Here is a 26,060-nt window from a genome sequence, read left to right as displayed (position 1 = left end):
CGGATGATAACTTGACGCTCCTTCATCAACACCGGAGAAGTCGATTGAGCACGCACAAGACCGCTACCCGCAAAACCGTCACGGAAATTCGTTCACGCAAGGGTGCGGGCAGCCTGGTTTCCCTCACCGCTTATTCCGCGCCGTTGGCGAAGCTGGTCGACGAACACGCGGACGTGATCATCGTCGGCGATTCGGTGGGGATGGTGCTGTATGGGATGTCGAGCACCTTGGGCGTGACGCTGGACATGATGATCGCGCACGGCAAGGCCGTCATGCGCGGATCGAGTCGCGCGTGCGTGGTGGTCGATCTGCCGTTCGCCACCTACCAGGAATCGCCGGCTCAGGCGTTTCGCAGCGCCGCCCGTCTGCTCGCCGAAACGGACGCACAGGCGGTCAAGCTCGAGGGCGGCGCCGAAATGGCGGAGACGATCCGCTTTCTGAGCGAGCGCGGCGTGCCGGTCATGGCGCACATCGGCCTGATGCCGCAGCAGGCGAATACGATGGGCGGCTTCAAGGCGCAAGGACTCGACGAGCATTCGGCCGCGCGAATTCTCGAAGATGCGTTGGCCGTCGAGCAGGCCGGCGCCTTCTGCGTGGTGGTGGAAGGCACGGCCGAGGCGCTGGCCAAGCGCATCACCGACGTGTTGCGGGTGCCGACCATCGGCATCGGCGCATCGCCCGCGTGCGACGGCCAGGTGCTGGTGACGGAAGACATGCTCGGCGCGTTCAGCGCTTATACGCCGCGCTTCGTCAAGCAATACGCGAACGTCAATACGATCGTCGAACAGGCGATCGGACAGTATGCGAGCGAGGTGCGTGGCGGCGCGTTTCCCGAACCAAAGCATTGCTTTGCGTATGGGAAGGCGATCGCGCAGGCGGAGCGGGTCGTTCAGGCAACAGGCAGTCTGGAGAGTTGAACGCCGGGTGGCGCGGTGTAACGAAACGAGAACTTGTTGATCGATGCAACCGGTTTGGACTATATGATGGCGCCGGTGCAATGATCTTCCATGTTGCCGGAGACACCGATCCAGATACATTCGTTCGACCCATGACCAATAACGAAAACGAAACGAGCGCAGCGAAAAAAAAGCCGTCGGGTCAACGAGGCTGGTTTGGTGTCAATCATTTCAGCATCTGGTTCGTGTGCGTCTTGTTTGTCTATCTGAGCAATCAGCTGGATCGACTCCTCGGGCTCTCGTTTTTTCTCATTCCAGTTCTGGCGATTCCTGCGCTGGTCGCCGGCGGTACAACGCTGGCGGGGCTTGTCGAAAACATATGGACCCGTCGTTGGAAAAAACTGATCTCCGTCGTCGCTGCACCCACGATAACGATCGGGCTATTTGTAGCAGCGGTCCACAATGGGATCGACCCCGACTGGTTCCGCTTTCAATTCACACGCGCTTACTACACCTATCAGGCTCGCCATTTGCCCGGCCCATCGCCGAAGTATCACGAATGGTATTGGGGCGAGACAGGCGGCGTCGGCGTCGCCAACATCTTCTACCGCCTTGTCTACGACGAAACCGACAAGCCGCTCGACACGCCTGCCGAGCAGCATTACGACGGCGCGCAAGCGTTGGTGCGGCCTTATGGGCAGCACTTTTTCCTCGTGACCGAGATCTATCAGTAATGTGGCTTAAAGAGTTGAATCAGTGAGCCGCCGCGATCAGCTTTGCCGAAGAAACGCCTCGATCTCCCCAGCAATCGCTTCCGGCGCGTCCTCCAGACAATAGTGACCGGCCCCCTCCAGCCGGCAAATTTTCGCGCACGGAAACAACTCGCTGAACAACGGCAGAAAGTGTTCTGCGTGCAGCGTGCGATCGGCCATCCCCCAGATCGCCAGCGCGGGTTTCGTTTCGATCGTGCGTCGCGCTTGCGCATCGGGTTGCTCGAAGCGATGCGCGCCGGTCGCGAAGCCTTCGGCCCAACCAATCGCGCCCGCGCAATCGGCCGGTTCGGCAAAGCGCGATCCATAGGCACGCAGCCAGCTATCCGTGATCAGCGCATTGTTCTCGAAGCCGTTGAGCTTCAAGGTACTCAGTATGTTGAAGCCTAATTCGCCGAGTACCTTGGTGAGACGCCCATCCGCGTGCGCTTTCAATATCCATTGAAACCATGGCGACACACGCGCATTCGCGGTGAGCCGGTCGAGTTGCGTCGCCTGTCCAAACGGTGTCGGGCCGGCGGTGGAAACGATCCGTCCTATCCGCTCCGGATGCCGTGCCGCGAGCCCCATGCCGACCGGTCCACCGAAGTCGTGCATGACCAGCGTGATGTCGCGCAGATCGAGCTCCAACACGAAACGTTCGAGGTTGTCGATGTGATCCTGCAGCCAGTAGTCGCGATCCCGCGGCGTGTCGCTGCGGCCGAAACCCATATGATCGGGGGCGATGACCCGGTACGTGCCGCTCAATCGCGTAATCAGATGCCGGAACATATAACTCCAGGTCGGCTCGCCGTGCAGACACAACACGACCTGTCCATCTCGCGGCCCTTCATCGACGTAGTGCATCTGGAAACCGGACGCGTCGCTGAAATGAGGGGTGAAGGGGAAGGTATCGTCAAACGTGTCGTCGAAACTGGCCATGACTGCTCTCTCCAGGGAAACGGATAGGTGTAACGGCTCATGCAGGATCGCAAGAGGTTTAATGTAGTTGCAAATTGCAACCGATTGCGTTGTAGCACGACTGGTTTTATATTGCAACCAGCTGGAATGCCAGCCACGCTCGCTGGCGAGGTTGGTTTCACTCATCACACCCGCAAGCAAACAGGACAAAACGATGGTTAAACGAACGACTCACGCGGATTCGCTATGCGGTGTCGCGAGGCCGCTCGACGCAATCGGCGACTGGTGGTCGCTGCTGATCGTCCGCGATGCGTTCGACGGTTCCCGCCGGTTCGGCGAATTCCAGAAGAACCTCGGCCTGGCGAAAAACATCCTGACCGTGCGTCTACGCAACCTGGTCGCGCACGGCATCATGGACATGGTCCCGGCATCGGATGGCAGCGCCTATCAGGAATACGTGCTCACGGAGAAAGGACGCGGTCTGTTTCCCTTGCTCGTCGCGCTCAGACAATGGGGAGAGGATTTCTTCTTCGACGTGAACGAAGCGCACGTGCAGCTCGTCGATGCGAAACACGGCAAGCCGGTACGCAAGCTGGAGTTGCGGGCGCAGGATGGGCGCGTGTTGAATCCGGAAGACACGGTCGTGCGCATGCCGCCCGAACCGCGGAAGCCATCGAGCCCGCGAAGAGCGAAGCCCGCCTAGGCTCGACGCATCGCGCCTCGGTGCGCGCGCGATCGAACATCGGTTTGATCCATCTGGCATCGCACTGCGTCGGCAACCGGCATGTCACGTTACACAGGCCGGAACAGCGCGCCGTGCGCGCGTGACATTCACCGTATCGAACGCAATCCCATCCTCTCCGGCGTCCCGCCAGGCCACGCCGCGCAATGACGTTCCCTTCATTGCACGGACGACGCGCAAATTGGCACGTTCTCTGCAGACGTACGCCTCGCATTCACCTCAGTGGCACTAACCAACAAAGAGAGGCAGGGCGATGGAAAAGAACTTCGCAGGGACTGCGGTCACCGCAATCGCATTGTGCGCGGCCGCTGCATTCGGCCTGGCTGCGAGCGGGGCCGCGAGGGCGGACACGACGCTGCCGGGTGCGGGTCTGGCGTTGGGTGTCGGCGCGGGCATCACGCCCAGCGCGATCTCATTGGGCATCGCCGGCAGCGGCACGGCGACCGGCAACGGGGTCACGGTGACGGTCGGCGGCTCGGGGACGCTCACGATCAATTACGGCAATCAATCGCTGATGCCGTTGACGGGTTTGCTGGGAACGGTGACGGGCAGCTTGCCGGGGTTGGGTGGAACGGATCCGCTGGCGCCGCTGACGGGGGTGGTGGGCACGGTGACGGGGGCGTTGTCGGGTGCCGGTGGTAGCAATCCGCTTGCGCCTGTGACTGGCGCGATTGGCGCGGTGACAGGGGCGTTGTCGGGTGCCGCTGGTGGCAATCCGCTTGCACCTGTGACTGGCGCGATTGGCGCGGTGACGGGGGCGTTGTCGGGTGCCGCTGGCAGCAATCCTCTTGCACCTGTGACTGGTGCGATTAGCTCGGTCACTGGCGCGCTTTCGGGTGTCGCTGGCAGCGATCCTCTTGCGCCTGTCACTGGCGCGATTGGAACCGTGACCGGTGCGTTGTCCGGCGCCGCTGGCAGCAATCCTCTTGCACCTGTGACTGGTGCGATTAGCTCGGTCACTGGCGCGCTTTCGGGTGTCACAGGAAGCGATCCTCTCGCGCCTGTAACGGGCGCAATCGGTACGGTGACAAGTGCGTTGTCCGGCGCCGCTGGCAGCAATCCGCTTGCACCCGTGACTGGCGCAATTAGCTCGGTCACTGGCGCGCTTTCCGGTGCTGTAGGAAGCGATCCTCTTGCGCCCGTGACCGGTGCAATTGGAACGGTGACAGGTGCGTTGTCCGGCGCCGCTGGCAGCAATCCTCTTGCACCTGTGACTGGCGCGATTAACTCGGTCACTGGCGCGCTTTCCGGTGCTGCAGGAAGCGATCCTCTCGCGCCCGTAACCGGCGCAATTGGAACGGTGACAGGTGCGTTGTCCGGCGCCACTGGCAGCAATCCGCTTGCACCCGTGACTGGCGCAATTAGCTCGGTCACTGGCGCGCTTTCCGGTGCTGCAGGAAGCGATCCTCTTGCGCCCGTGACCGGTGCAATTGGAACGGTGACAGGCGCGTTGTCTGGCGCCGCTGGTAGCAATCCCCTCGCGCCTGTCACTGGCGCAGTCAACTCCGTGACAGGCGCACTCGCCGGCGTGGCAGGTAGCGATCCGCTCGCGCCAGTCACGGGCGTGGTCAACACGGTCACGTCATCGCTTGCGAATGCCACGAGCGGCAATCCGCTTGCACCGGTATCGGGTGCAGTCAGTGCGGCGACGGGTGCGCTCACAGGCGCTGTCGGTTCGACGACGGCCACCGCTTCCAACACCATCAACGCCACTACTGGCGCGCTGACGACAGCCGTCGATTCGACGACAGCCAATCTGGCGAACACCGTGAATGGAACGACGGCTGTTATCTCCAATGCGGTCAACTCGGGGGCGAGCACGGTGTCGACCGCGGTCAATTCGCTGACCGGCATCGTGACGGGAGCGGCAGGGAACAATCCGCTAGCGCCTGTCTCAGGTGTCGTCAACTCCGTGACGAGCACGCTCGCGGGAGCGGCGGGCAGCAATCCGTTGGCTCCGGTTACCGGCGTGGTCAGCTCTGTCACCAGCACGCTCGCAGGCGCTGCCGGTAACGATCCATTGGCTCCGGTCACCGGCGTCGTCAACTCCGTCACCAGCACGCTTGCTGGTGCGGCCGGTAGCAATCCGCTGGCTCCGGTTACCGGCGCCGTCAACTCCGTCACCAGCACGCTCGCAGGCGCAGCCGGTAGCAATCCGTTGGCTCCGGTTACCGGCGTCGTCAATTCCGTCACCAGCACGCTTGCGGGCGCAGCGGGCACAAACCCACTTGCTCCTGTCACTGGCGCCGTCAGCTCCGTGACGAGCGCGCTGAGCGGCGCCGCGGGTAACAACCCGATCGCGCCGGTCACCAACGCCCTGACCTCCGCCGTTGCGCCGATCAGCGGCGCGGTAAGCAGCGTCACGAGCACGCTTGCCAGCGCGAATCCGATCGTGCCGATCACCAGCACGCTCAACACGGTGACAGGCACCGCCGGTTCGTTGACCAGCACCTTGTCGGGTCTGGCGAAGAACAACCCGGTCGTGCCGATCGCGACCACGGTGACGAGCACGCTCGGCAACACGCTCGCGTCGGCCGGTGCGCTCACGGCTCCGGTGACGGGTCTCGTCAATGCGGGCGTCGGCGTATCCAGCGGCGTCGTGAATGCCGGCGCGAACGCCGCGGCAGGCGCGAGCGGTTCAGCGGGCTCGGCGGCATCGGGTCTTCTGGCGCCGGCAACGGGTCTGGTCGCCGGGCTGACGTCGACGGCGTCGCATGCGGGTAGCGGCACGGGCGCATTGGCGCCGGTGACGAACCTGGTGACCGCCGTGACAGGCGCGCTGAAGTAAGCAACCCGCAGTAAGCAAACCGCAACCTCAACGTAAAACCGGCTTCGTTCTCTCTTTCACCAGGAGAACGAAGCCGGCAACAACGCACAATCGAACTGCCTGGCGATAGCGACCCGACCATCATCGGCAAGCGCTAGCTAACTCCCCGCTTCGCCAATCCATCCTTCAAGCAGCGAATGTTTCAGGCGACGGACGTAACGCCCGCGTCGCCCTCATACCCTCACGAATTCGCCTGCCCCGCATTCCGGCAAGCGAACCACCGGCGTGCCGCCTTCGGCTGCGGCGACGCCTCCGCTACCTCCATCGCATGGCGCCACCACCGCTCTCCGCGATGCGGCGCAGCCAGATCGAGCCGCTCGCCCATCCGCGGCGTGGCGAGCGCAATGCCGCGCACGGCCGCGAGCCCGATCACGCGCTCGAACGGCTCGTACCAGCGATGCATCGCCAGATCGAAGGTGCCGTTGTGAATCGGCATCAGCCAGCGGCCGCGCAGATCGACGTGGGCCTGCACGGTGTCGTCGGGTTGCATGTGCACGTACGGCCACATCTTGTCGTACGCGCCGGTTTCGACGAAGGTCACGTCGAACGGACCGAAGCGTTCGCCGATCTCCCTGAAGCCGTCGAAATAGCCGGTATCGCCGCTGAAGAACACGCGCAGATCGCCGTCGACGATCACCCACGACGCCCACAGCGTGCTATTGCCATCGAACAGACTGCGCCCCGAAAAATGCTGCGCGGGCGTCGCGGTAAACGCGAGGCCGTCAATCTCGACGCCCTGCCACCAGTCGAACTGGCGCACCTTGCGCGCCTCGACGCCCCATTCGATCAAGCGGTCGCCAACGCCGAGCGGCGTGAGAAACACCTGCGTACTTGCCGCGAGCGCAAGCACCGTCTCGCGGTCCAGATGGTCGTAGTGATCGTGCGAAAGAATCACGCCCGCGAGCGGCGGCAGATCGGCAAGCGCGATGGGCGGCGCGTGAAAACGCTTCGGCCCGACACGCCGGAACGGCGATGCGCGTTCGGCAAACACCGGATCGGTCAGCCAGAACTGGCCGCGCATTTTCAGCAGCAAGGTCGAATGGCCAAGCCGGTACAGGCTGCGATCGGGCGCCGCATCGAGTTGCGCGCGCGTCAGCGTATCGACCGGCAACGCGCCCGCCGGCACCGTACCCGACGGCTTGTTGGTCAGCATGTTCCACGCGATGCTCAAGGTCTTGCCGAACCCTTCCACGGGCCGCGGCTTGACGTTGCGAAAGCGCTCGCCGTCGTGCTGCGCCGAGCCTTGCGACAGATCGCGTCCGCGTTGGGCCGCGGTCAAACCCAGAACGTTGCGAATGGAACCGATGAGCGAAGTCATGTGAAACGCCTCGATGCGAAAAGTAGACTGCCCAGTGTAGTTTATTTTTGTGGAAAGTAAACTACCCGGTGTAAAATTTCACGATGGACCCCACCGACAACCACCCAGACCAATACGCGGACAATAGCGGCGATGCCCCAGCCGGCGGCACGCTGCGGCTGACCGATCGCAAGCGCGAAGCGATCATCGGCGCGGCGATCGAGGAGTTTCTCGCCGCCGGTTACGACGCGACCAGCATGGACCGCATCGCCGCGCGCGCGAGCGTATCGAAGCGCACGGTCTATAACCATTTCCCCAGCAAGGAAGCGCTGTTCGGCGCGATCCTGCGGCAGTTATGGGACGCCAGCCACGAAGGCGAATCGCCCGCGTATCGCGCGGACCGGCCGTTGCGCGAGCAACTACTCGATCTGCTGTCGCGCAAGCTGAAGCTGCTGAACGACGACGCGTTTCTGTCGCTGGCGCGCGTCGCCATCGGGGCGGGAATTCATTCGCCCGAGCGGGCGCGGGATATGGTCGCGCGTCTGGGCGAGCGCGAGGAAGACCTGACTATCTGGATCCGCGCCGCCGCCGCCGACGGACGGCTCGACGTAAAAGATCCGCTTTTTGCCGCGCATCAGTTGCAGGGTCTGGTGAAGGCGTTCGCGTTCTGGCCGCAGGTGACGATGGGGCAGCCCACGCTCACGCCGAAAGAGCAGAAGCAATTGGCGGAGTCGACGGCGGAGATGTTTCTGGCGCGATACGCAGTGGCAACGGCAAAGACCAAGGCGGACGCAAAGGCCAAAGCAAAGGCAGGCGCCAAGGCATCCACGCCCACCAGGCGGCGTTGAAGCATCACACCGCGCGCAATGACAACGCGCGTGTCACGCCGCCTCGGTCACCTTCAATGCACCCGGCCGAAGCGGAGAAACTGCCTGAACGCCGCACGAAAATACGCCTCCTCTTTCAACGCTGACGATCCGGCGGCCTCCCTATCATTCGCTAACGCGGGCAGCGCGGTCCACGGCAAGGTCGGATACCGGTGATGCAATTGATGCAGGTGGTGATTCATCACCACTCTCTGCCAGAACGCCGCCACGCGAAAATTGCGCGCCCGCTGAGGCGTATCGAGCGAGACGTCGTAATGCGGCAGGTTATCCGCGAGCGAAAGCCAAACGCCGCGCAGGGTCATCGTCACGGCCAGCACCGGCCACCACGCGCCGTAGAAATAAAATGCGCCGCCGTGCAGCGCGACCGACAGCAACCAGTCGCGCCGAATCCGCGCGCGCCGCTCCGGATTGCCGGCAAAACCCACGAACAGACGTTGAACATCCTCTCCCGCCGGTCCTTCACTGCCGATCTGCGCGGCGACCAGGCGGCAGGTCCACCGCACGGGCAAAAACGAGAGCAGCGGCAACGCCACTTCCGCGACATACAAGCCACCCAACAAACGCAGCAGGTACCCGACGCGCGCGTAAACACGGGGCGTCGCGCCGTCATGCACGTCCGGCTTATCGTAAGGCTCGCGCGTGAAGCGGTGATGCATCAGGTGACCAAAACGCACGGCGTCGAACGGCAGCAGGAACAGGATGGCCAGCAGCCGCCCCAACGCCTCGTTGAGCTTTCGTTGCGGCAACAACTGTCCGTGAATGGCTTCGTGAATCAAACCCCAATGCGTCGGCGCCAGCACGACGAGCGGCACCATCAGACATACCGCGGCGGCGCCGCAGCCACGCAACAGGAAAGGCCACGCGACGAGTTGCAGCAGCATCGCCGCGCCGACCAGCGTCAACAAGGTCAGATTGGCACGGCGGTCGATTACGGCATGCCGCCGCGGGCGACGCTCGCGCGCCGTTTCCGGTGCATCCGCATTCGGTCCGGCTGCGGGAAAGGCCTGTGGGTCCATCGTTTCTCCGTCGACACGACAAGTCAGTCGCCGCAGAACTTAGCAATGGGTTGTGACAGTCTGAAGAAAGCGGCCGACCTCCGCCTTACCGTGCGCCCGGCCACACAGCACGGCGGGGCCTGCGGGCACAATCGGGGCGGTTCCCTTGCGCCACGGAGACATCATGGGTTGGAAAAGCTTCGTCATCGAAACGCCGGTCTGGCTGATGAGCCGGTTCCACCCTGCCCGCTTCGATCCGCGACGTGCCACGCCGCGCGAGATTCTCGTGCTGCGTCCCAACGATTTCGGCGAACTGCTCACCACCACGCCGCTTTTCGAGGCGCTGCGCCGGCGTTTTCCCACGACGCGGCTGATCGCCGGCATCGGCAGCTGGGGCCGGCCGATCCTGGAGAACAATCCGTTCGTCGACGAGATCGTCGAAATCGACGCGCCCTGGAATAACAAGCTGGTCGCGGACCGCTCACACGGCAACGTGCTGCGCTTCCTGTGGCGTTCGCCGCAGATCGCGGCGCTGCGCGCGCGAGGCGGCGTCGACGTCGGCATCGACGTGCTCGGCAGCTACATGGGCGCCTTGCTGATGATGCGTGCCGGCGTGCGCTATCGCATCGGCGTGCGCGGCTATCGCGGCGGCTGGAGCGGCTGTCAAGCGCATATCGAATTCGCGGCGCGCCAATGCGGCCGCGCCGCGCTCGCGCAAGCCGAGTTGCTCGGGGCCACCGACCTACCCGAAGCACGCCCGCAACTGTTCCTGACCGGCGACGAACGCGCGGCCGCCGCGCGCATCTGGCGCGTCGCCGGCGAACCGCTGGGGCGCCGCGTGGTGCGGATCGTCGCCGGGGTCGGCGCGGGCGTGCCGACCAAGGCATGGGATGCGCGTCTGGCCGGCGAGGCGCTTGCGCGGATCGCGCATGCACTCGCGAAGAACGGCGAGTTGTGCGAGGTCGTGATCGTCGGCAGCGCGGCCGACCGAACCCGCGCGGGCGAGGCGATCGCCGCGGCCGGTCCGAGCGTCGCCGTGCACTCGGTCGCGGGCGACATGCCGATGCGCACGACCTTCGCGCTCGCCGAACAGGCCGACGTCGTGTTGACCAACTCGACGATGCTGATGCACGTCGCGGCGGCATTTCGCCGGCCCACCGTCGCGGTGCTCGGCGGCAGCATCACGAGGCCCGAACGGCACGATGCGATCTGGGGCTATCCGCCACCGTATCGCAGCGTGGCCCCGGAACAGATCGTGCAGGACGACCCCTCGCGCAACTGGCCGAGTGTCGAGCGCGTGGTGCAGGCAGTGCTCGAATCGGTCGATCAGCGGCAGCCTTTGCAGGCGCATTGACGGCGCCGTCAAACGACGCTGCGATCGGGATCGACCAGAATCACGCTACCTGTCCTGTCGTTCGTGTACGCGTCGAGATCGAACTTGACCGGCGCCTGATCGGACGCGGACCGGTTGACCACGACAATATTCTTCGACCGGCCACCGAGGTCGGTACCTTGATTCAGGTAAGGCAGGCGGAATACGCCGCCTTTGTCCTTGCCGAAGAACTCCGCGTGCATCGAATCCGTCTTCGCCGAATACGTGGCAATGATCGCGCGATCGAAAATCCGCATCGGCGCACCGTTGCTCCCAGGCCAGTCGAACTGCTGCGGCGCGTGGATGATGGCCGTGACCGAATCCGCGCCCGCCTCCTGCGCGGCTTTTTTCAGCGACGGCAACGCCCCCTCGCCGAATGCACGCGCACGTTGATCCAACGCCTGGCCGTAGTACTGCAGCACGGCCTTGCTGCCTATCGCATCGGGCGAAATGTCGCCCATCGGCGCGCCGCCCGGTTTGTTGCCCTGCGACGCCTCGAAGGCCATCACCTCGGGCTGCATACGATGCGTGTAAACCGGTGCGAACAGATTGACGAGCGGTGTCGAATTGAGCGCGGCAAGCTGGTACTCGGCGTGAATCGCATCGGCTTCCACGTCGCGACCTTGCGCGCGTAAATCGGTTTCCTGCCGGCGCAACGAGATCGCCTGGTGAATCTGCGCGAAATCGGGCACCAGCAACGGCACCAGCGCGGCCGGCGGGCAGAACACCGCCGCCGCAGCAGCCCCAATACCCAGACCGAGACGCGCCGCGCTATTGCCGACGTTCCACTTCGCCTGTTCATCGTTCGGATTGGCTTTCAGATCTTTTGCGTCGGAGACCAGTTGCGCAATGTCGAGGCCGGTTCCCACGCCCATGCCGGCGAACGTCATGGCTCTCGATGCCTGGGCAAGCGGGCGGAGATCGTGCAGATTGGCGATGTGCGTCAAGCTGCCGCCGAGAAACAGCGCATTGCTCGCGATCGCGGCCTTACCCATCGGACTCGGGTTCTGCTTTTCGCTTATCACGCTGGATGCGAGTCCCGCCACATCCAACGGCAACCAGCGTCCGTTGGTTTTGACGCTGTTCAATACGCGATTTTGCGGCCGCCCCGATGTCGTTGCATGTTCAACCATCCCGAACGACTCCGGCGCGCTTCGAGTCGTTCGCGCATGCGGCTGCATCAGGTGCGGCTCGCGCTCCGCGCGCGGCGGCACGGCATCGCCTCGATCCGGCAATTCGCCAGAGGCCAAGTGGGCAGTTTCGTCGAACCGGTAGATCGGGGGCGACGACATGCCGTCGTCGCCTTCCCGTCCACGATACGGGCCGAAGAAATCGTTGCGATAAGCCGCCCGGATCAGTGCGTTTTCCTGTGCATACATCTTCATGTCATCGCTCCCCAACGTGCTGGATGAGCGACGATTGAAGCATGCTGATTCGCGGGAAGGTGGTACGTGTGTGGCACGCCGTCATGACGCGGAACGTCCGGTCATCACGTGTCGCCATGGCGGTTCTTTTTGAAGCGCCAATTTGAAGCGTCGATATGAATACGTCCGGCTGGCCCTCTTCTATTCAATACAAATAATCGCGTTCAAAGCCGCTTTAAATAATCATAGGAATCCGTAAATTCATCCTATGATGGGAAAACCACTTTCCGGGGGAGACCAGCAATGTGTACAGACTTTCTTCTAAAAGCCGCCGACGGCAGCGTCGTGAACGGTCGCAGCATGGAGTTCGGCGCGGCGTTGCATTCCCGCATTCTCGTCGTGGGCCGAGGCACGCCGATGCACAGCACCACCCCGACGCTGTCGCCGGGATTGCATTGGACCAGCAAGCACGGCATTGTCGGGATCAACGCGTTCGGCCTGCCCATCGTCACGGACGGCCTCAACGAAGCGGGCCTGTCGGTCGGCGTGCTCTGGCTTCCGGGCATCACGCAATACGCCAGCACCGCAAGCGATCCGTCGCGCGCGCTCTTTGTCGGGCAACTCGCGAACTGGCTGCTCGCCAGCTTCGCCAGCGTTGACGAGGTGAAGGAGATGCTGTCCAGCGTCGACATCTGGGGCGGCGGCCAGGCGGTCGAGCAGCAGCTTCCGGTGCACTTCTCCGTGCACGATAAACACGGCCGGAGCATCGTGATCGAATTCACCGAGAAGTCAGGCAAGCCCACCGTCTACGACAACACCGTGGCGGTACTGACGAATGCGCCCGCGTTTCCGTGGCATCTGTCGAATATCGACAACTTCGTGGGTCTGGATGCGCGCGACGCCGCGCCGCTCGAAGCGGACCACGCCACGTTCAGTCCCGCCGGTCACGGTAGCGGCATGCGAGGGCTTCCGGGCGACTCGACGCCGCCGTCGCGTTTCATTCGCGCGTTCTATCTGAAGCGTTTCGCCACGCAGCCGGAGAATGCGGCCGGTGCGCGCAACCTCGCCTTGCATCTTCTGAATACGGTGGACATTCCGCTCGGCACCAGCCGCTCGTTGCCGACGCACGGCAAGACCGAGGACGATTACACGCAATGGGCGGTCGTCAAAACGCTGAACGCGCCGTCGTTTGGTTTCCGGACCTACGAGAACCCGACGCTGATGGAAATCGATCTCAAGCAGATCGATCTCGGCACGCCGGGAGAGAGAACGTATCCGTTGCCCGCAGAGCCTGTCGCCATCGATATCAGTCCGACGTTGCGGCCTCGGTGAAACGGCGAGCTATATCCGCCCCCACACGTCAAGCGAACAACTCGGCGATATAACCGGCCGCCTTGATCCCTGTGCCGGTCAGCAGCACAACCGTCTTCTCGTTCGCCTTGATCGTGCCGCGGCGGGTCAATTCGTCGAGCGCCGCCGCGGCATGCGCGCACGTCGGCTCGACGAAAACCCCTTGCAGCGCGAGCTTTTTCAACGCGGCCACAATGTCGTCCTCGGCAACCGCAACGGTCGACCCGCCACTGTCGCGCAGTGCCGCGACCATTTCACGTAAACGCAGCGGATGCGCGATCGCCGTGCCCTCGGCGACGGTTTTGCTGACAGGGCGCGCGACCGGCACGTCCTGTCCGGCCTGAAACGACGCATCGAGCGGCGAACAGTTCAGCGGCTGCGATGCAAACAGGCGCGGCAGCTTGTCGATCTGTCCCGCCGCGAGCAGTTCCTTGAAACCGATATCGCATCCCAGCAGATTGCTGCCCGCGCCCACCGGAATGACGATGTTGTCCGGCGCCTGAAAACCGAAGTCTTCCCACAACTCGTACGCGATCGACTTCGTGCCCTGCAGAAAGAACGGCTGCCAGTTGTGGCTCGAATAAAAGATCTCCGCCGACTGCCGGATCGCCTCCGCCTGCGACTCCTCGCGCGGCCCCTCGACGAGCTGGATCTGCGCACCATATGCACGAACCTGTGCCACTTTCGCCGGCGACGTATGAGCCGGCGCGAGAATCTTCACGCCCATGCCGGCTGCCGCGCCGTATGCCGCCACCGACGCGCCGCCGTTGCCCGAACTGTCCTCGAGCACCGCATCGACGCCGATGCCGCGCAGAAACGACAGCATCACGGAAGTGCCGCGGTCCTTGAAACTACAGGTCGGATTGAACCACTCCAGCTTGAAGAACGGCCGCAGGTCGTTCCATTCCTTCTGCACGAGCGGCGTGCACCCTTCACCCATCGACACCGGCGCGGCGATATCCACTGGCAGCGCCGCGCGGTAACGCCACAACGAACGCTGCGTGCGATCGATATCGTCGCGACCGATGCCAGGCTGCGGCGTGATCAGTAGCGGCGTTTGCCGATCGGAACACCAGCGTGGGACGTCGAACGGATAAAGCGTGCCGGTGAGAGGATCGATGTATTGAGCTTGCGGCATGGTGTGTCTCGACGAAAGAAGAAGAATTCAGCGGGGTTTTCAGCGGGGAATGATTACCACGGCCACGCAATACTCGATCCCACGTGCTCTGCAACGGCTCGCCGGTATAACCCGCGCGCAACGGTCAGATCCTGCAGCGCGAGACCTGTCATATCGAAGACCGTGATATCGGAAGGCTGACGCTGGAACGCGTGCTTGCCCGTCAGCAGGTCGCCGAGTTCGATGCAGGGTGTCGACGGCGCCCATTGCGTCTCGCCTATCTGTTTCGCCTGCTCGTGATCGTCGACGACGAGTCGCACGCGCGGCAGTACGCCATCGGGCAATTCCCGTTTGCCTCGCGTGTCGGCGCCCACGCAATTCAGATGCGTGCCCGGCTGCAATGCGTGTGCGTCGAATAACGCACCTGCCCCCGGTGTAGCGGTGATCACGATGTCACTGGTTGCGACCGCATCGTTTCTGTCGGATGCGAGTTGCAGGTCGCAGCGCGAGGAGAACGTCGAGAAAGCGGCCTCGAATTGCGGGTTGCGCGCGCCATCGTGCGTGACATAGCGCGCCTGCGAAAGAGAAGGAAACTGTACCAACGCAAAACGTAGTTGAACGGCGGCCTGCACGCCAGCGCCGAACACGCACACACTCGTGCTGTCGGCACGCGCCAGCATCTTCAGGCCCCACGCGCCTGCTGCTCCGGTGCGCATGGTGGTGATGGCATTACCGTCGATCATGCACAACGGCCGGCCGGTTGCGGGATCCATCAACAGCACGGTGGCCTGATGCGGCTCGCCGCCCTGCTTGCGGTTCTCCGGCCAGAAGCCCGCCGCCTTGAAGCCGAGCAATCCCTGCGACGGCACGTCGCCGGATTTGATCCCGAAGACGCCACCTGTCGCGAGCCGTTCGCGCACCACGGGAAATACACGCCCTTCGCGTTCGCTGTGCAGCACGAACGCTTCCTTCACCGCCGCCATCACGTCGGCCGGTTGCAGCAGACGCTCGACATCGTCCCGGTCGAGCAGCAGGAATCGCGATTGGTCCGGCATCACTTCGTATCGCTATAGACGGTGGCGCGCGACACGCCCAGGTATTGGGCGGTCACTTCCATGGCACGGCGGATTTCCATGATTCCCGATTCCTTCAACTCGCGCAGCAACGCGCGACGGTCTTCGGTCTTGAGTGCGCGCGGCGTGGTGGCCAGCCGGGCGGCGAACTGGTCGATGCGGGCACGGATCAGATCCGCGCCGGCCGGGTCCAGCGATTCCTGCGCCGGTGCACCCGTATCGACGCGCACGAACTGCCCCACCGCGCTTTGCAGGCCCCGGAACAAGGTCAGATCGATGTTCATGCATAGCGCGGCGACGTATTGTCCCGACGAATCCTTGATACCGATCGACGTGCTTTTCGCGGGCCGGCCGTCCGCGAACTGGTTCGCGTAATTGGCGATCACCTGCGGATAATCCGGGTCGGCGATGCGCGCAAGACCGAGTTCGGTGGCGGGGTGACCGGCTTCGCGGCCCGACAGATTGTTGTGGATCGCGAGGACCGCGTGTTTCGGGTCGCGCAGATCGTGCACGACCACCTCGCAGAACGGCGCAAAAGTTTGCGCCAGACCCTCGGCGATCTGGCTGACTTGATCCAGCAGCGCGCGCTGCTCGGCGGTATATTTCTTCATGTGGACACATTATCCACAATTAGATTTTTTGTCAAATAGCAGAAAAACGGTCTGAATGACGCGCGGCCGCAGGTCGGCCTTGCGGCAGTCGACGGTCAGGTCACACGCAATCTGTCCCGGATCGTGCCGTTCAGCGGCTCGGAGAAAAACCGCGCAATGCACGCACTCAACAGCGCGGACAACACGAAGAAGGCGGCCAGCAACAGGAGTTTTTCATTGCCGGCCGTCATAAGGGGCGGCCAGATCGTGCGCAATCCGCCGAGTACGACGAGGTGGAACAGGTAGAGTTCGTAGCTGTGCCGGCCGAACCAGGCGAGGACGCTGCCGCGTCGCTTGCGGTCTCCGTGAGCATGTTCTTGTTGGCCGGAAGTCGCGGCCCCCATCAACAACATGGCGGTCCCCAACGCCATTGCAGTCACGCCGAGAACGTTGGTTTCCGCGATCGGCGCGCAGAGGTAAATGAACGCCATGGCCGCCGCGACGACACCTTGCAACCAGCACGCGGTACGCCCCTGCAACGCGACGCGCTTCGCCAGCACCGCCGCGCAACAGCCGATCGCGATGCCGTCGAAACACGCGAAATACGCGTACAGAAATCCGCCCTCATCGCCCTGATGGGTGAAGCGGTACAACGGTCCGATTGCGGCAATGACCAGCCAGAAAGCGAGCAATCGCGATTCGCGCCGCAGCGTCACGCACAAAAGCGGGAACGACAGATAGAACACCTCTTCCACCGATAACGACCACAGCACGCCCAATGGGTAATTCACCCAACCATACTTGCCGATCAGAACATTCATCCAGAATGTCAACGACGCCAGATTCACTTGCCAGAAAGAGACTGCCGTTCCCATCGGCGCGTGATTCCCGAAGATCGCGATTCCCATTGACGCGCCGGCATTGACGATCGCAAGCAGCAACAGCAGGCAAGGGACGATACGCGCGAGGCGCAAGGTATAGAACACGCGCAAATCGACGCGCTCGAATCCCGGCCAACGCCGCATCGCATTCGACGTGATCAGAAATCCGGAGATGACGAAAAACATCGTCACTCCATAGTTGCCGTTACGCGCTACGGCGCGCACGGCTTGCCAGCCGAACGCGCTAGCCAGCGACGTATCGTTCAACCGGTAAGCGATGTTGAAATGATGAAACAGCACAAGCACGATCGACACGCCGCGAATCAGGTCGATTCGCGCGTCGCGCGGAGCGGCGTTCTTCACGTTATTTCTCATGTACTCGCCCTGGCCCAATCGACGAATACCTTGCCGGCTTCGCGCAATACCGACTCGCGCTGATCCATGCTCGCGCCCGGCGCGTCGTAATACGCGGCGACGAACAGCGGCGCACGGCCGGGCGGCCGGACGATCGCGTAGTCGTTGGTTTCCCGTTCGACGCTCGTGCCGGGACGATCTCCCGCGATCCAATCCGTGGGCAATGCCGCGCGCAGCCGGTTCAACCCCGGTTTGCAGGCGATCATCCAGTCCTCCAGCGTCCGCCGCGACCGTTGGCTCAATACGTCGCCCAATAAAATCCGTGCCGCCGATGTGGCCACGGCTCGCGGCGTGGTCGTGTCGAGCAGGCCGTCGTAGCGATTCGAGTCGGGCTCGTAGCGATCGGAACGCGTGACGCTATCGCCGAGACCACGCATGAATCGCGTCAGGCCCGCTGGACCGCCCGCGCTTCTCATCAGCAGGATCGCCGCGGTGTTGTCGCTGACTTCGACGGCTGCCTGACAGAGCGCGCCGACCGTCATCACGCCCTGCGCGACGTTCGCCTTCGTGACTGGCGATGTGAAGATCAGGTCGCTCTCGGTGTAGCGCACACGGCGATCGAGCGTCTCCTCGCCGGCATCCACCCGCGCAAGAACCTGCGCGACGAGCAGGCCCTTGAATGTGCTGCACATCAGGAATCGCTCATCCGCGCGATGGGATAACGTGCGGCCGGAACCGGTATCGACAGCGAACAGACCGAGACGTCCGCCGCGACGACGCTCGATGTCGGCTATCGGCGATTCGGCTGCGAGAAGCGGCGCGGCGAAACCCATGCCGAACAGAAAAGGAAGGCCGAGCGCAAGCCGCCGGCGGGTGCAGGAAATCGTCAAGACCATAGTCCTTTTGTTATTTCACATCTTGATCAGGATGCTTAACCAAATTGAAAGCATCGGTTTACTTCGGGAATAAATGGGAGCTACAGCGCCGTGGCACTTTCAGCTTTGGTGCAGCGGCAAACCCGTCAGCAGAACACGCCGGATATTCACGGCGTCATGCGTCGACGAAGCCGCGTCATTGGCATCGAGCAGCACCATCGTGACGTTCTTGCCGGCTGTGCGAACGCGCATGATCAGGCAACGCCCCGCTTCCGCCGTGAAGCCGGTTTTCGACAACGCAATGTCTTCCCAACCTTGCGTTCCGACGAACGGATTCGTGTTGCGATACCGTACCGTCCGCCCATCGATACGAACGTCATCGGCCGCATTCGTCGTATAGCGCGCAATGTCCGGGTACTGCGCGGCGGCGTTCGCCAGGACGGCGAGCTCACGCGCCGTCGACCTGTTTTCCGGCGATAGACCCGTCGGCTCGCCAAGTGTCGTGTGGCTTAATCCAAGCGCCGCGATCTTCGCGCGTACGGCGGCATTGAATGCCGGCAGTCCGCCGGGATAGTTTTTCGCCAACGCATAGGCCGCGCCGTTATCGGACGACATCAGCGCGAGCTGCATGACTACCCGAAGCGGCAAACTCGCGCCCGCGGGCAAGCCGGAGCGAATGGGTCGAAGCGTATCGTCGTTTGCGTTGCCGATGCGCACGGCGCCATTCATATCCGGCTTGCCGTCGAGTACCACCATCGCGGTCATCAGTTTCGTCAGCGACGCGATGGGCACCACCGCGTCCGCATTCTTCTGCAGCAGCACCTGGCCGGAATCGTCGTCGAGCACGGCGACGTGATGCGATCTCATTGCGTCCGCAAGCATTGCTTTGTTCGGGGCCTTCACGGTATCGGCGAAAGTCTGGTTTAACGCAGTCAGCGCGGTCGCCAGCGGTTGCCGATCGGCACGCGCGTCCATCTGCGCCAAGCCTGGCGCGCGGATCACCATGCCGATCAATGCTGCGCCAAACGCCGACGCGGCGACCACGCCTCGCCAGTCCAACGGCCGGCGGACCGGACGGACCAGACGTCTGATCCGGTCCAGCAAGCCCGCGCCGACAGCCCACTGGCCAATCGGCGACTCGCTCGTCTCGCTCGTTTCGCAGGGTTGAAGACGACTCAACTGCTCCAGCGCGAGCGCTAAACGTCGCGGCTCGCCGAGTTGCGCGGCCGCGAGATCGTCGGCAATCCGCTCGCGTTCGATGCGAACCTGGCGCGACAACCACCACACGACAGGGTGAAAAAACAGCAACGCCTCGATCACGCTTTGCAGCAGATTGACCAGATAGTCGAAGCGTTTGATGTGGGCGATTTCGTGCGCCAGCAGCGCCTCGATCAGGGCCGGCGGCATTTGCGTCAATAACGCGGCGGGAATGACGATCATCGGGCGCCACCAGCCGACTGTCATTGGACCGTGGAAGCCCGCGGCAATGCGCAGCGAAATCGCGCGACGGATCCCCCAACTTGCCGCCAGCCCGGCTACACGAGTCTGCCAGTGCGAGTCCGCCCAACTCTGCTCGCGCGCACCTCGCCGATGAATCCAGACTAGGCCGGCCGCAATTCTAGACAGCATGGTGGCGACACCGAGGAACCAGCCACCGACCAGCCACGGCATCAGATGCGGCAACGGCAGCGATAGGGGATTGGGCGTGGCGCGCGCCGACGCCACGCCGAACGCGAGTTGGCTATCGAAATCGCTCGCGAGACTCGCAGGTGGCGCGAGCGGTATCGACATCTCGCGCCATACGTGGAGTACGGGCAACAGGAAACACAGCGACATCGCCACGCAATACAACGCGTAGCGATGCTGTGCGCGTGCATTGCGCAGCAGTTGCGAGAGCAACAAAGTCGCGGCACCGATCAATGCCCCTTCCCAGACGAAATGCAGGAGTGCCCAGCCGACGGCCTGAATCAGAACCTGCAACCCGTGGCTCATTTCTCCTCTCCGTGGAGGAATTTTTCGATCTCGCTACGTTCTTCTTTAGTGACGTGTCCACGCAGCGCCGCCAGCACCAGCGCCTTACCGGACCCGGCAAAGGCTTTCTGAATAAGGTCTTTCAGAAGATTGGTCTGATGCGCGTTCTGACTGTGCGCGGGCGCGTAGACATGCGAACGCTCGCTTTCGTCCCGCGTGAGAAGCCCCTTGGCATGCATGAGCTGCATCTGCCGCAATACGTTTGCGTAGGTCACGTCTGGCCGCTCGGCCTGCATCGCCTCATGGGCCTGCTTGACGGTCGCGGCGCCGAGCTGCCAGAGAACACGCAGAAGATTGAGTTCGGCGGCAGTCGGTTTGACCGGTGAACGAGCTTTGCCCATGGCAGTACCTGAACGGAAAATCTGATAGACGTAGAATATATTTTCTAGAAAAAAATGTCTACATCAGATCGTCGAAAAGGCTGCGGTCAGCCAGCCACGGCTCGTTCGATATCGACGCCGCGGGTGCGCGGCGTCTTCTGGCCGCTGTCTTACTGTTTAGGCAAATCGAACACCAGACATGTGGTCGTGGCGTGCGCGTAAAGCGTGCCGTCCGCGCCGACAAGACGCGCTTCGGCGGTGGCCAGTTGGCGGCCGCAATGAATCACCTTGCCTTCGGCGCGCACACGCGACACGCGCGGCGTCACCGCCTTGACGTAATTGACGCTAAGTTCGGCGGTCGTGTAGCTGCGCCCTGCCGGCATCAGCGTATGCACCGAACAGCCGAGCGCCGAGTCGAGCAGCGTCGCCATCCAGCCGCCGTGGACTGTGCCGAGCGGGTTCAGGTGCTGGGCCAGCGGCTTGCCCTGAAATACCGCGTGACCCGGGCGCACTTCGATGAGCGTGAAGTCGAGCGTCTTTGCAATCGCGGCGTACGGCAATTCGCCGGCGATCATTGCCAGGAGTACTTCGAGACCAGTTTTGCCGGCGACCTGTGCGGGCGTCGCGACACCGGGTCCGGGGCCGGCCTCGATGCGGGCCAGAATGTCCTGCTCCTGCGCGAGCCAGTGTTCGAGGGTTTGTTCGTGGGTCAAGATGCGTCTCCAGGATGATCGTTAAACGAACGAGTGTGCTAATTAGATCATCAACGGGACGGGTTTGCAGTGGAGGGGGCATTCGAGGCGTACACGCGCACTTTTCAGCGAACTGGCCGACGCCGTTCCCGAAAGCGACGTAATGCAATGTGCGCAGCAAGCAGAAGTGCACCGATCGCCAGCGTTGCCACGACCCAATATACGAGTAGGGCGACCATTGGCATGTCGTCGGGGTTGGCAAGATCGGTTGCGCGTACAACCGATAGACCGTATCTCAAGAAAGCGCTCTCTGTTGAAGACATGTCATTCGGTACAAGCATTAAACCGCACGCTACGCACCAGCCACCGAGCACGGACAGCGTAAACGAGGCCAGATAGCCCGTACATTTCAACACAGCAACACACCTTATCGTGTAGTCAACGCCCGCATGCTACAAACAACTGGACATGCAAGTCCCTGCGTAACGGCCGAATAACAGCCGGACTTTTCCTATTCCAACTCTACCAGGCACCGAGGTCGCTTACATTCCGAAAATGCCCCTACCGTCGCTCGCATATGCGACAATTTTCGAAGGATCCTCACTGACGTCGGCAGAGCGGATTCGCATGACCTCCTTCTGGAGACGTGGCACTCAACTACAAAAAGTACAGGTCACTTCGAGGCATTCTCAATGACTACAAGAACCGTACACCGGGCGGCAACGGAGCATGTCACTGCCCTCACGCACATCCTGAATCACGCGATCGACTACAAACTCCAGCAAGGCGATTCCGCGTGGGGCCGAAGCGGCTGGACCGAGGCCGGCGTGCAGCAGAGCATCAATCGCGGCGAGATGTATGTGATCGAACAGGACGGTCTATGCGCCGCGACGATGTCGCTCTCGTGGCAGGACGAAAAGTACTGGGGCATTCAGGAGCCGGTCGCCGGCTACGTACACCGGCTCGCCGTGCGCGACGGCTATCATGGTTCCGGCATTGGCCGTTTCGCGATCGACTGGTGTCTGAATCAGGTCATCGCGAGAAACCGGCGCGCTCTTCGGCTAGATTGCGACGTGAAAAATGCAAAGCTCTGCGCGCACTACGAATCGCTGGGATTCGTGCGAGTCGCGACGCGGCCGATTCCGGAACTCGGCAATTACGTCGCGTCGTTGTATGAGAAAGCAGTGCGCTGAACCCAGCGTTGGGTAAACGGAAGCGCGCCGCCAGGTAGACTTTCCGGTTCCCGCTGCAATCCGCACGCAACGGCGATCGATTGAGTCTACTGCGCGGCGCCGACCGGCGACTCCAACCGCTGCCCCGACGCCAGCCCATGCGCGACGACCCGGCGCGCCCGCGCCAACGCGAGTGACATACGCGTCTCGTAGTCGGTTTCCAGCATCGCCAGTTCACCGTCGCCGCTTGCCCGCCGACCATTGATCGTGTCGCGCAGATCCTGTAGTTCGAGCAGTTCACGCAATGCAGCGAATCCATCCGCCGACTCCGGCCCGCCCAGCTCTCCCGCCGAGCGCTCCGCCGCGCCGACCTTGGCCGACTCGGCAACAAGTGCAGGCGCGTCGCTGATCACCACCGCGAGGCGGTCAGCAATCTCGCCCAACACGAGCAGCCGCTGCCATTCGCCGCCGAACGAATACGCGCTATCCGCCTGTTTCCAGATCGCGGTCAATTCACGTATCAGCGCAGGATGCACACCTTGCTCCCAGCTATCGCGCCGCGCGGGCGCATCCGTCTGCGCCCGCGCCACGCCGCGCGTATTCATCGCATCGGCAACACGTTTTTCCAGCGCGCCGTCACTGCACACGCGCCGCTGAGAAACCCGCGAGCCGCCTGATTGTCCAGACCTGCCGGTCAGGCCGCGCGTTTCGCCGGCCTTACCCTTTACCGCACAGCCCAATTTTCCAGCCATGACTGCCCCCCTTGCTAAACCGGCATGCCGGCTATCGGATTACCGTCACCAAACCAGCATGCCCCGTGCCACATATCCCGTCAGGCGTTCTCGCGCAAGGACCGCAACGTCGCGCTCCGGGCGCCCGCCGGCTCCACGGGCCGCTCGCCCGAAATGCGCATCGCAACCGTCGTGGCGACCGTGCTCGCATACACGTTCAACGCCGTGCGGCCCATGTCGAAGAAAGCGTCCAAGCCGAGAATCAGCAGCACGGCTTCCGGCGGCAGACCGACCGCCGAGAGAATCGCCGTGATCGCGACGATCGCGCCCGACGGCACATTGGCTGCACCGTCGATCGTGATGATGGTCAGCACGACGATCGTGAAGACCAGCGGCCAGCTCCATACCAGGTGATAGGCATCCGCGAGATAGCCGACAGCAAGCGCCGTGTACAACACCGCGCCGTCGCGATTGAAGATGTACGAGAGCGGCAGAATGGTCGATGCAACCGACGACGGCACACCCATTTCCGTAAGACGCTTCAGGTGCACAGGAAAAGTGATTTCCGACGACCGCGTGCTGAACGCGAGAATCAGCGGCTCGCTGACGTGTTTGACCACGGCGCGCGGCGACAGACCGGCCAGCTTGACGATCACGGTGAGCACGATCGCGAGGATCGCCATGCCCAGATAGGCGACGCCCAGCAGCTTGAGCAGCGGTGCGATCGACGCAATTCCCTTCGACGACACCAGTGCCGCCAGACCCGCGAACACCGCGAACGGCGACAACGCGATCACCCATTCGATCATCTTGAAGAGCGCCGCGAGCAGCGACTCGAACACGGCGACGAGCGGCGCGGCGCGTTCCTCGACGACCGACAGCGCCGACCCCAGCAGCACGCCGAACACCAGCACCGGCAGCGCGTTGCCTTCAGCCAGCGCCGACACGATATTGGCCGGCACGAGATCGACGACGAACTTGGTCCAGTCGATGCCCGGCGCGAGGTTCTTCGGCATGGTCGCGGTTTGCGCGAGACTCGCGCCAAGGCCCGGACGGAACAGCATGTTCAGACCCAGACCGAGCGAGCTGGCGAGCAGCGTCATCACGATGAAAAACGCGATGCTCAGCAACGCCGTGCGGCCCAGGTGTCCGCGTTGCACGCCGGCGCGATACGCGCCGAGCGTGACCGACAACAGAATCAGCGGCATCACGACCATCTTGATCGCGTGCGCGAAGATCGCGGAAATGAACGATAGCTTGCCGCTCAAGTCCGGTAAATAGATTCCCGCGAGAATGCCTAACGCCAAACCGGCCAGCATCTGCACCGGCATGGAGATACGCTTACTTGTCGATTTCATTCCGAGCCCTTATTAGATTGATTCTTGCATCAGTGCCATCGATGATGTGATTCCACATATGACGTCGCGCCGCCTCGGGATCTTTATCCCGGATCGCGGCGTAGATGTTCAGGTGCTCCAATGTGCCGCGCCGAACGGTTGCCACGTCGTCGCGACGCAGTTCGTTCAGCGCCAGCCCCGTCTGTGCACGGAGTACCTTGTATGTGGTGAATAACCGTTCGTTCCGGGAAGCCGCGAACATCTCCTGATGAAAGACCCAGCCGGTGCGTTGCTCGATCGACAGATCGGTCGATTGTTGTTCGAGCAACTGTTCCAGTTGCGTGGCCGCCTGCGTCAGGCCGTCCGTCGTTCCATTGACCGCGGCCAGATACGCCGCGGTACTTTCCAGCGCGAGACGAACCTCGAAGATCTCGCGAAGATCATCGTTGGTCGGCGCGGAAACGTAGGTGCCTTTCTTTGGAATGACCTCGACCAGCCCTTCGACGACCAGCCGCTGAATCGCCGAACGCACAGGCGTATGCCCGAGCATCAGATCCTCCGCGACATTGCGCGGCGAAAGCGGATGCCCTGGCGCCAGCCGCCCGTCGAGAATTCTCGTGCGTAACTGGACATAAGCAATTTGCGTATCGGATTGAGTCTGCTCTAACATCTGAGATCTCAGTTGGCTCTCTCGAATAAACGGTATTTACATCGTTGGCGATGATTGCTCTAATGCCGGCACCACGCAACTAATATTTTTGATAGGGGCACACTCTATTCATTCCAGATTGAAGATTCACCCGAATCGCATAGTTATCGAATAGCGAGCTGATTTTTATATGCGTATTGGTAAAACCTGGATCAAAGTTTCGGGGCGCTTTGCGCCGTAATATTTGGCCCCTTTCGAGCACCATTCACTTTGCAGGTACCGACTCAATTTATGCCGCGCGACCGCTCGCTTTTTTCCGTACGCTCCGTTCCGGCCGAGCAGCTTCATCCACTTCGCAGCGCCGTTCTGCTGGATGGCGACACGCAACAATGCCGTTTTCGCGGCGACGACGAAGACACCACACTTCATCTCGCGGTCTACGATGACGACACGATCGTCGCCGCGGCGACGGTGTGTCAGGAAGCCTTTCCGGGTTCGCCCGGCGACAATGCATGGAGGCTGCGCGGCATAGCCGTGGAACCGTCGATGCAGCGTTATGGATTTGGGCGGATGCTGATCAAGCTGTGCTTCGATCACGCGCAGAAGCAAGGCGGGCGGATCGTGTGGTGTACCGCGCGGGAGAGTGCGCGGGGGTTTTACGAAACGCTGGGGTTTGCCAGCGCGTCACCGCCGTTCACGTTGCCGACACGGCCCGGCGTGTTGTTTTATGAAATGCACTATGTGTTGCCGGGGAAGCCGGTGGCGGATGTGGAGTAATCGCACTCGGGCTTGCTTGCGTGGTCGGCGAATAAAACTCGCGGTAGTCGCCAGTACTTTT

At 62.6% G+C, this 26,060-nt stretch carries 24 protein-coding genes; 9 read left to right on the top strand and 15 right to left on the bottom strand.

What is annotated here, in order from left to right; genetic code table 11:
• Positions 1–44 precede the first annotated feature (44 nt).
• Positions 45–917 (top strand): 3-methyl-2-oxobutanoate hydroxymethyltransferase, encoded by an 873-nt coding sequence (panB, locus tag LFL96_RS31755; protein ID WP_281001850.1) that lies wholly within the window; start codon positions 45–47, stop codon positions 915–917.
• An 80-nt stretch (positions 918–997) separates the two neighbouring features.
• Entirely contained in the window at positions 998–1,630 is a 633-nt protein-coding gene (locus LFL96_RS31750) for a hypothetical protein (RefSeq protein WP_281001849.1), read from the top strand.
• Positions 1,631–1,666: 36 nt separating this feature from the next.
• Here the strand turns inward: LFL96_RS31750 and LFL96_RS31745 are convergent, their stop codons facing one another.
• The gene (locus LFL96_RS31745) at positions 1,667–2,587 is read right to left on the bottom strand and encodes an alpha/beta fold hydrolase (protein ID WP_281001848.1); all 921 of its coding nucleotides are present in this window, start codon (positions 2,585–2,587) and stop codon (positions 1,667–1,669) included.
• A 193-nt stretch (positions 2,588–2,780) separates the two neighbouring features.
• Here LFL96_RS31745 and LFL96_RS31740 point away from each other — a divergent pair, with 193 nt between their 5' ends.
• Positions 2,781–3,269 carry a helix-turn-helix domain-containing protein gene (locus LFL96_RS31740; RefSeq protein WP_281001847.1) on the top strand — a complete coding sequence of 163 codons (489 nt, stop codon included), beginning with the start codon at positions 2,781–2,783 and terminating at the stop codon, positions 3,267–3,269.
• A 292-nt stretch (positions 3,270–3,561) separates the two neighbouring features.
• Positions 3,562–6,096, top strand: a complete 2,535-nt coding sequence (locus LFL96_RS31735) for a hypothetical protein (RefSeq protein ID WP_281001846.1) — start codon at positions 3,562–3,564, stop codon at positions 6,094–6,096.
• Between the two features lie 220 nt (positions 6,097–6,316).
• Here LFL96_RS31735 and LFL96_RS31730 read toward each other — a convergent pair whose 3' ends face one another.
• On the bottom strand, positions 6,317–7,453 hold the full coding sequence (locus tag LFL96_RS31730; protein WP_281001845.1) for an MBL fold metallo-hydrolase: 1,137 nt from the start codon (positions 7,451–7,453) through the stop codon (positions 6,317–6,319).
• Positions 7,454–7,536: 83 nt separating this feature from the next.
• Here LFL96_RS31730 and LFL96_RS31725 point away from each other — a divergent pair, with 83 nt between their 5' ends.
• Entirely contained in the window at positions 7,537–8,280 is a 744-nt protein-coding gene (locus LFL96_RS31725; RefSeq protein WP_281001844.1) for a TetR/AcrR family transcriptional regulator, read from the top strand.
• A gap of 53 nt (positions 8,281–8,333) precedes the next feature.
• Here the strand turns inward: LFL96_RS31725 and LFL96_RS31720 are convergent, their stop codons facing one another.
• On the bottom strand, positions 8,334–9,134 hold the full coding sequence (locus tag LFL96_RS31720) for a fatty acid desaturase (protein WP_281001843.1): 801 nt from the start codon (positions 9,132–9,134) through the stop codon (positions 8,334–8,336).
• A 364-nt stretch (positions 9,135–9,498) separates the two neighbouring features.
• Here LFL96_RS31720 and LFL96_RS31715 point away from each other — a divergent pair, with 364 nt between their 5' ends.
• Positions 9,499–10,668, top strand: a complete 1,170-nt coding sequence (locus tag LFL96_RS31715) for a glycosyltransferase family 9 protein (protein ID WP_281001842.1) — start codon at positions 9,499–9,501, stop codon at positions 10,666–10,668.
• 8 nt (positions 10,669–10,676) lie between these two features.
• Here the strand turns inward: LFL96_RS31715 and LFL96_RS31710 are convergent, their stop codons facing one another.
• A complete protein-coding gene (locus tag LFL96_RS31710; protein ID WP_281001841.1) occupies positions 10,677–12,071 on the bottom strand; it encodes a hypothetical protein in 1,395 nt (464 codons plus the stop codon).
• Between the two features lie 282 nt (positions 12,072–12,353).
• Between LFL96_RS31710 and LFL96_RS31705 the strand changes: the two genes are divergently transcribed.
• Complete coding sequence (locus LFL96_RS31705) at positions 12,354–13,382, top strand: linear amide C-N hydrolase (protein ID WP_281001840.1); 1,029 nt, start codon at positions 12,354–12,356, stop codon at positions 13,380–13,382.
• A gap of 28 nt (positions 13,383–13,410) precedes the next feature.
• Here LFL96_RS31705 and LFL96_RS31700 read toward each other — a convergent pair whose 3' ends face one another.
• From LFL96_RS31700 to LFL96_RS31665, 8 genes are all read right to left on the bottom strand, one after another.
• Positions 13,411–14,538, bottom strand: a complete 1,128-nt coding sequence (locus tag LFL96_RS31700; protein ID WP_281001839.1) for a pyridoxal-phosphate dependent enzyme — start codon at positions 14,536–14,538, stop codon at positions 13,411–13,413.
• A 53-nt stretch (positions 14,539–14,591) separates the two neighbouring features.
• On the bottom strand, positions 14,592–15,572 hold the full coding sequence (locus tag LFL96_RS31695; RefSeq protein ID WP_281001838.1) for an ornithine cyclodeaminase family protein: 981 nt from the start codon (positions 15,570–15,572) through the stop codon (positions 14,592–14,594).
• Positions 15,572–16,201, bottom strand: coding sequence for a PAS domain-containing protein (locus LFL96_RS31690; RefSeq protein ID WP_281001837.1), 630 nt, complete (start codon positions 16,199–16,201; stop codon positions 15,572–15,574). Before LFL96_RS31690 ends, LFL96_RS31695 begins: the two co-directional genes overlap by 1 nt.
• Positions 16,202–16,296: 95 nt before the next feature.
• Complete coding sequence (locus tag LFL96_RS31685) at positions 16,297–17,424, bottom strand: acyltransferase (protein ID WP_281001836.1); 1,128 nt, start codon at positions 17,422–17,424, stop codon at positions 16,297–16,299.
• An 8-nt stretch (positions 17,425–17,432) separates the two neighbouring features.
• Positions 17,433–18,305, bottom strand: coding sequence for a class A beta-lactamase (gene bla / locus LFL96_RS31680; protein WP_281001835.1), 873 nt, complete (start codon positions 18,303–18,305; stop codon positions 17,433–17,435).
• Positions 18,306–18,410: 105 nt separating this feature from the next.
• Positions 18,411–20,282 (bottom strand): M56 family metallopeptidase, encoded by a 1,872-nt coding sequence (locus tag LFL96_RS31675; protein ID WP_281001834.1) that lies wholly within the window; start codon positions 20,280–20,282, stop codon positions 18,411–18,413.
• The gene (locus LFL96_RS31670; protein WP_281001833.1) at positions 20,279–20,662 is read right to left on the bottom strand and encodes a BlaI/MecI/CopY family transcriptional regulator; all 384 of its coding nucleotides are present in this window, start codon (positions 20,660–20,662) and stop codon (positions 20,279–20,281) included. The genes LFL96_RS31675 and LFL96_RS31670 overlap by 4 nt, the downstream gene beginning before the upstream one ends.
• A 149-nt stretch (positions 20,663–20,811) precedes the next feature.
• Positions 20,812–21,354: a PaaI family thioesterase gene (locus tag LFL96_RS31665; protein WP_281001832.1), complete on the bottom strand. Its 543-nt coding sequence runs from the start codon at positions 21,352–21,354 to the stop codon at positions 20,812–20,814.
• Positions 21,355–22,025: 671 nt separating this feature from the next.
• On the opposite strand from LFL96_RS31665, the gene LFL96_RS31660 reads away from it, so the two are divergent.
• Positions 22,026–22,526 (top strand): GNAT family N-acetyltransferase, encoded by a 501-nt coding sequence (locus LFL96_RS31660; RefSeq protein WP_281001831.1) that lies wholly within the window; start codon positions 22,026–22,028, stop codon positions 22,524–22,526.
• An 86-nt stretch (positions 22,527–22,612) separates the two neighbouring features.
• On the opposite strand, the gene LFL96_RS31655 is transcribed toward LFL96_RS31660, so the two are convergent.
• From LFL96_RS31655 to LFL96_RS31645, 3 genes are all read right to left on the bottom strand, one after another.
• Complete coding sequence (locus LFL96_RS31655) at positions 22,613–23,257, bottom strand: hypothetical protein (RefSeq protein WP_281001830.1); 645 nt, start codon at positions 23,255–23,257, stop codon at positions 22,613–22,615.
• 80 nt (positions 23,258–23,337) lie between these two features.
• The gene (locus tag LFL96_RS31650) at positions 23,338–24,594 is read right to left on the bottom strand and encodes a dicarboxylate/amino acid:cation symporter (protein WP_281001829.1); all 1,257 of its coding nucleotides are present in this window, start codon (positions 24,592–24,594) and stop codon (positions 23,338–23,340) included.
• Entirely contained in the window at positions 24,578–25,243 is a 666-nt protein-coding gene (locus LFL96_RS31645; protein ID WP_281001828.1) for a GntR family transcriptional regulator, read from the bottom strand. The genes LFL96_RS31650 and LFL96_RS31645 overlap by 17 nt, the downstream gene beginning before the upstream one ends.
• Positions 25,244–25,513: 270 nt before the next feature.
• Here LFL96_RS31645 and LFL96_RS31640 point away from each other — a divergent pair, with 270 nt between their 5' ends.
• Complete coding sequence (locus tag LFL96_RS31640; RefSeq protein ID WP_281001827.1) at positions 25,514–25,999, top strand: GNAT family N-acetyltransferase; 486 nt, start codon at positions 25,514–25,516, stop codon at positions 25,997–25,999.
• Positions 26,000–26,060: the final 61 nt, after the last annotated feature.

Source organism: Paraburkholderia sp. D15 (assembly GCF_029910215.1).
Taxonomy (GTDB): Bacteria; Pseudomonadota; Gammaproteobacteria; order Burkholderiales; family Burkholderiaceae; genus Paraburkholderia.
Note: the sequence above shows the minus strand (reverse complement) of the source record. Positions and strands in the feature narration are given on the sequence as shown.

What these genes read in the sequence shown, in the direction of transcription:
- LFL96_RS31750 (WP_281001849.1), top strand. Translation starts at nt 998, where the DNA reads ATGATCTTCCATGTTGCCGGAGACACCGATCCAGATACATTCGTTCGA.
- LFL96_RS31745 (WP_281001848.1), bottom strand. Translation starts at nt 2,587, where the DNA reads ATGGCCAGTTTCGACGACACGTTTGACGATACCTTCCCCTTCACCCCT.
- LFL96_RS31740 (WP_281001847.1), top strand. Translation starts at nt 2,781, where the DNA reads ATGGTTAAACGAACGACTCACGCGGATTCGCTATGCGGTGTCGCGAGG.
- LFL96_RS31735 (WP_281001846.1), top strand. Translation starts at nt 3,562, where the DNA reads ATGGAAAAGAACTTCGCAGGGACTGCGGTCACCGCAATCGCATTGTGC.
- LFL96_RS31730 (WP_281001845.1), bottom strand. Translation starts at nt 7,453, where the DNA reads ATGACTTCGCTCATCGGTTCCATTCGCAACGTTCTGGGTTTGACCGCG.
- LFL96_RS31725 (WP_281001844.1), top strand. Translation starts at nt 7,537, where the DNA reads ATGGACCCCACCGACAACCACCCAGACCAATACGCGGACAATAGCGGC.
- LFL96_RS31720 (WP_281001843.1), bottom strand. Translation starts at nt 9,134, where the DNA reads ATGGTGCCGCTCGTCGTGCTGGCGCCGACGCATTGGGGTTTGATTCAC.
- LFL96_RS31715 (WP_281001842.1), top strand. Translation starts at nt 9,499, where the DNA reads ATGGGTTGGAAAAGCTTCGTCATCGAAACGCCGGTCTGGCTGATGAGC.
- LFL96_RS31710 (WP_281001841.1), bottom strand. Translation starts at nt 12,071, where the DNA reads ATGAAGATGTATGCACAGGAAAACGCACTGATCCGGGCGGCTTATCGC.
- LFL96_RS31705 (WP_281001840.1), top strand. Translation starts at nt 12,354, where the DNA reads ATGTGTACAGACTTTCTTCTAAAAGCCGCCGACGGCAGCGTCGTGAAC.
- LFL96_RS31700 (WP_281001839.1), bottom strand. Translation starts at nt 14,538, where the DNA reads ATGCCGCAAGCTCAATACATCGATCCTCTCACCGGCACGCTTTATCCG.
- LFL96_RS31695 (WP_281001838.1), bottom strand. Translation starts at nt 15,572, where the DNA reads ATGCCGGACCAATCGCGATTCCTGCTGCTCGACCGGGACGATGTCGAG.
- LFL96_RS31690 (WP_281001837.1), bottom strand. Translation starts at nt 16,201, where the DNA reads ATGAAGAAATATACCGCCGAGCAGCGCGCGCTGCTGGATCAAGTCAGC.
- LFL96_RS31675 (WP_281001834.1), bottom strand. Translation starts at nt 20,282, where the DNA reads ATGAGCCACGGGTTGCAGGTTCTGATTCAGGCCGTCGGCTGGGCACTC.
- LFL96_RS31670 (WP_281001833.1), bottom strand. Translation starts at nt 20,662, where the DNA reads ATGGGCAAAGCTCGTTCACCGGTCAAACCGACTGCCGCCGAACTCAAT.
- LFL96_RS31660 (WP_281001831.1), top strand. Translation starts at nt 22,026, where the DNA reads ATGACTACAAGAACCGTACACCGGGCGGCAACGGAGCATGTCACTGCC.
- LFL96_RS31655 (WP_281001830.1), bottom strand. Translation starts at nt 23,257, where the DNA reads ATGGCTGGAAAATTGGGCTGTGCGGTAAAGGGTAAGGCCGGCGAAACG.
- LFL96_RS31650 (WP_281001829.1), bottom strand. Translation starts at nt 24,594, where the DNA reads ATGAAATCGACAAGTAAGCGTATCTCCATGCCGGTGCAGATGCTGGCC.
- LFL96_RS31645 (WP_281001828.1), bottom strand. Translation starts at nt 25,243, where the DNA reads ATGTTAGAGCAGACTCAATCCGATACGCAAATTGCTTATGTCCAGTTA.
- LFL96_RS31640 (WP_281001827.1), top strand. Translation starts at nt 25,514, where the DNA reads ATGCCGCGCGACCGCTCGCTTTTTTCCGTACGCTCCGTTCCGGCCGAG.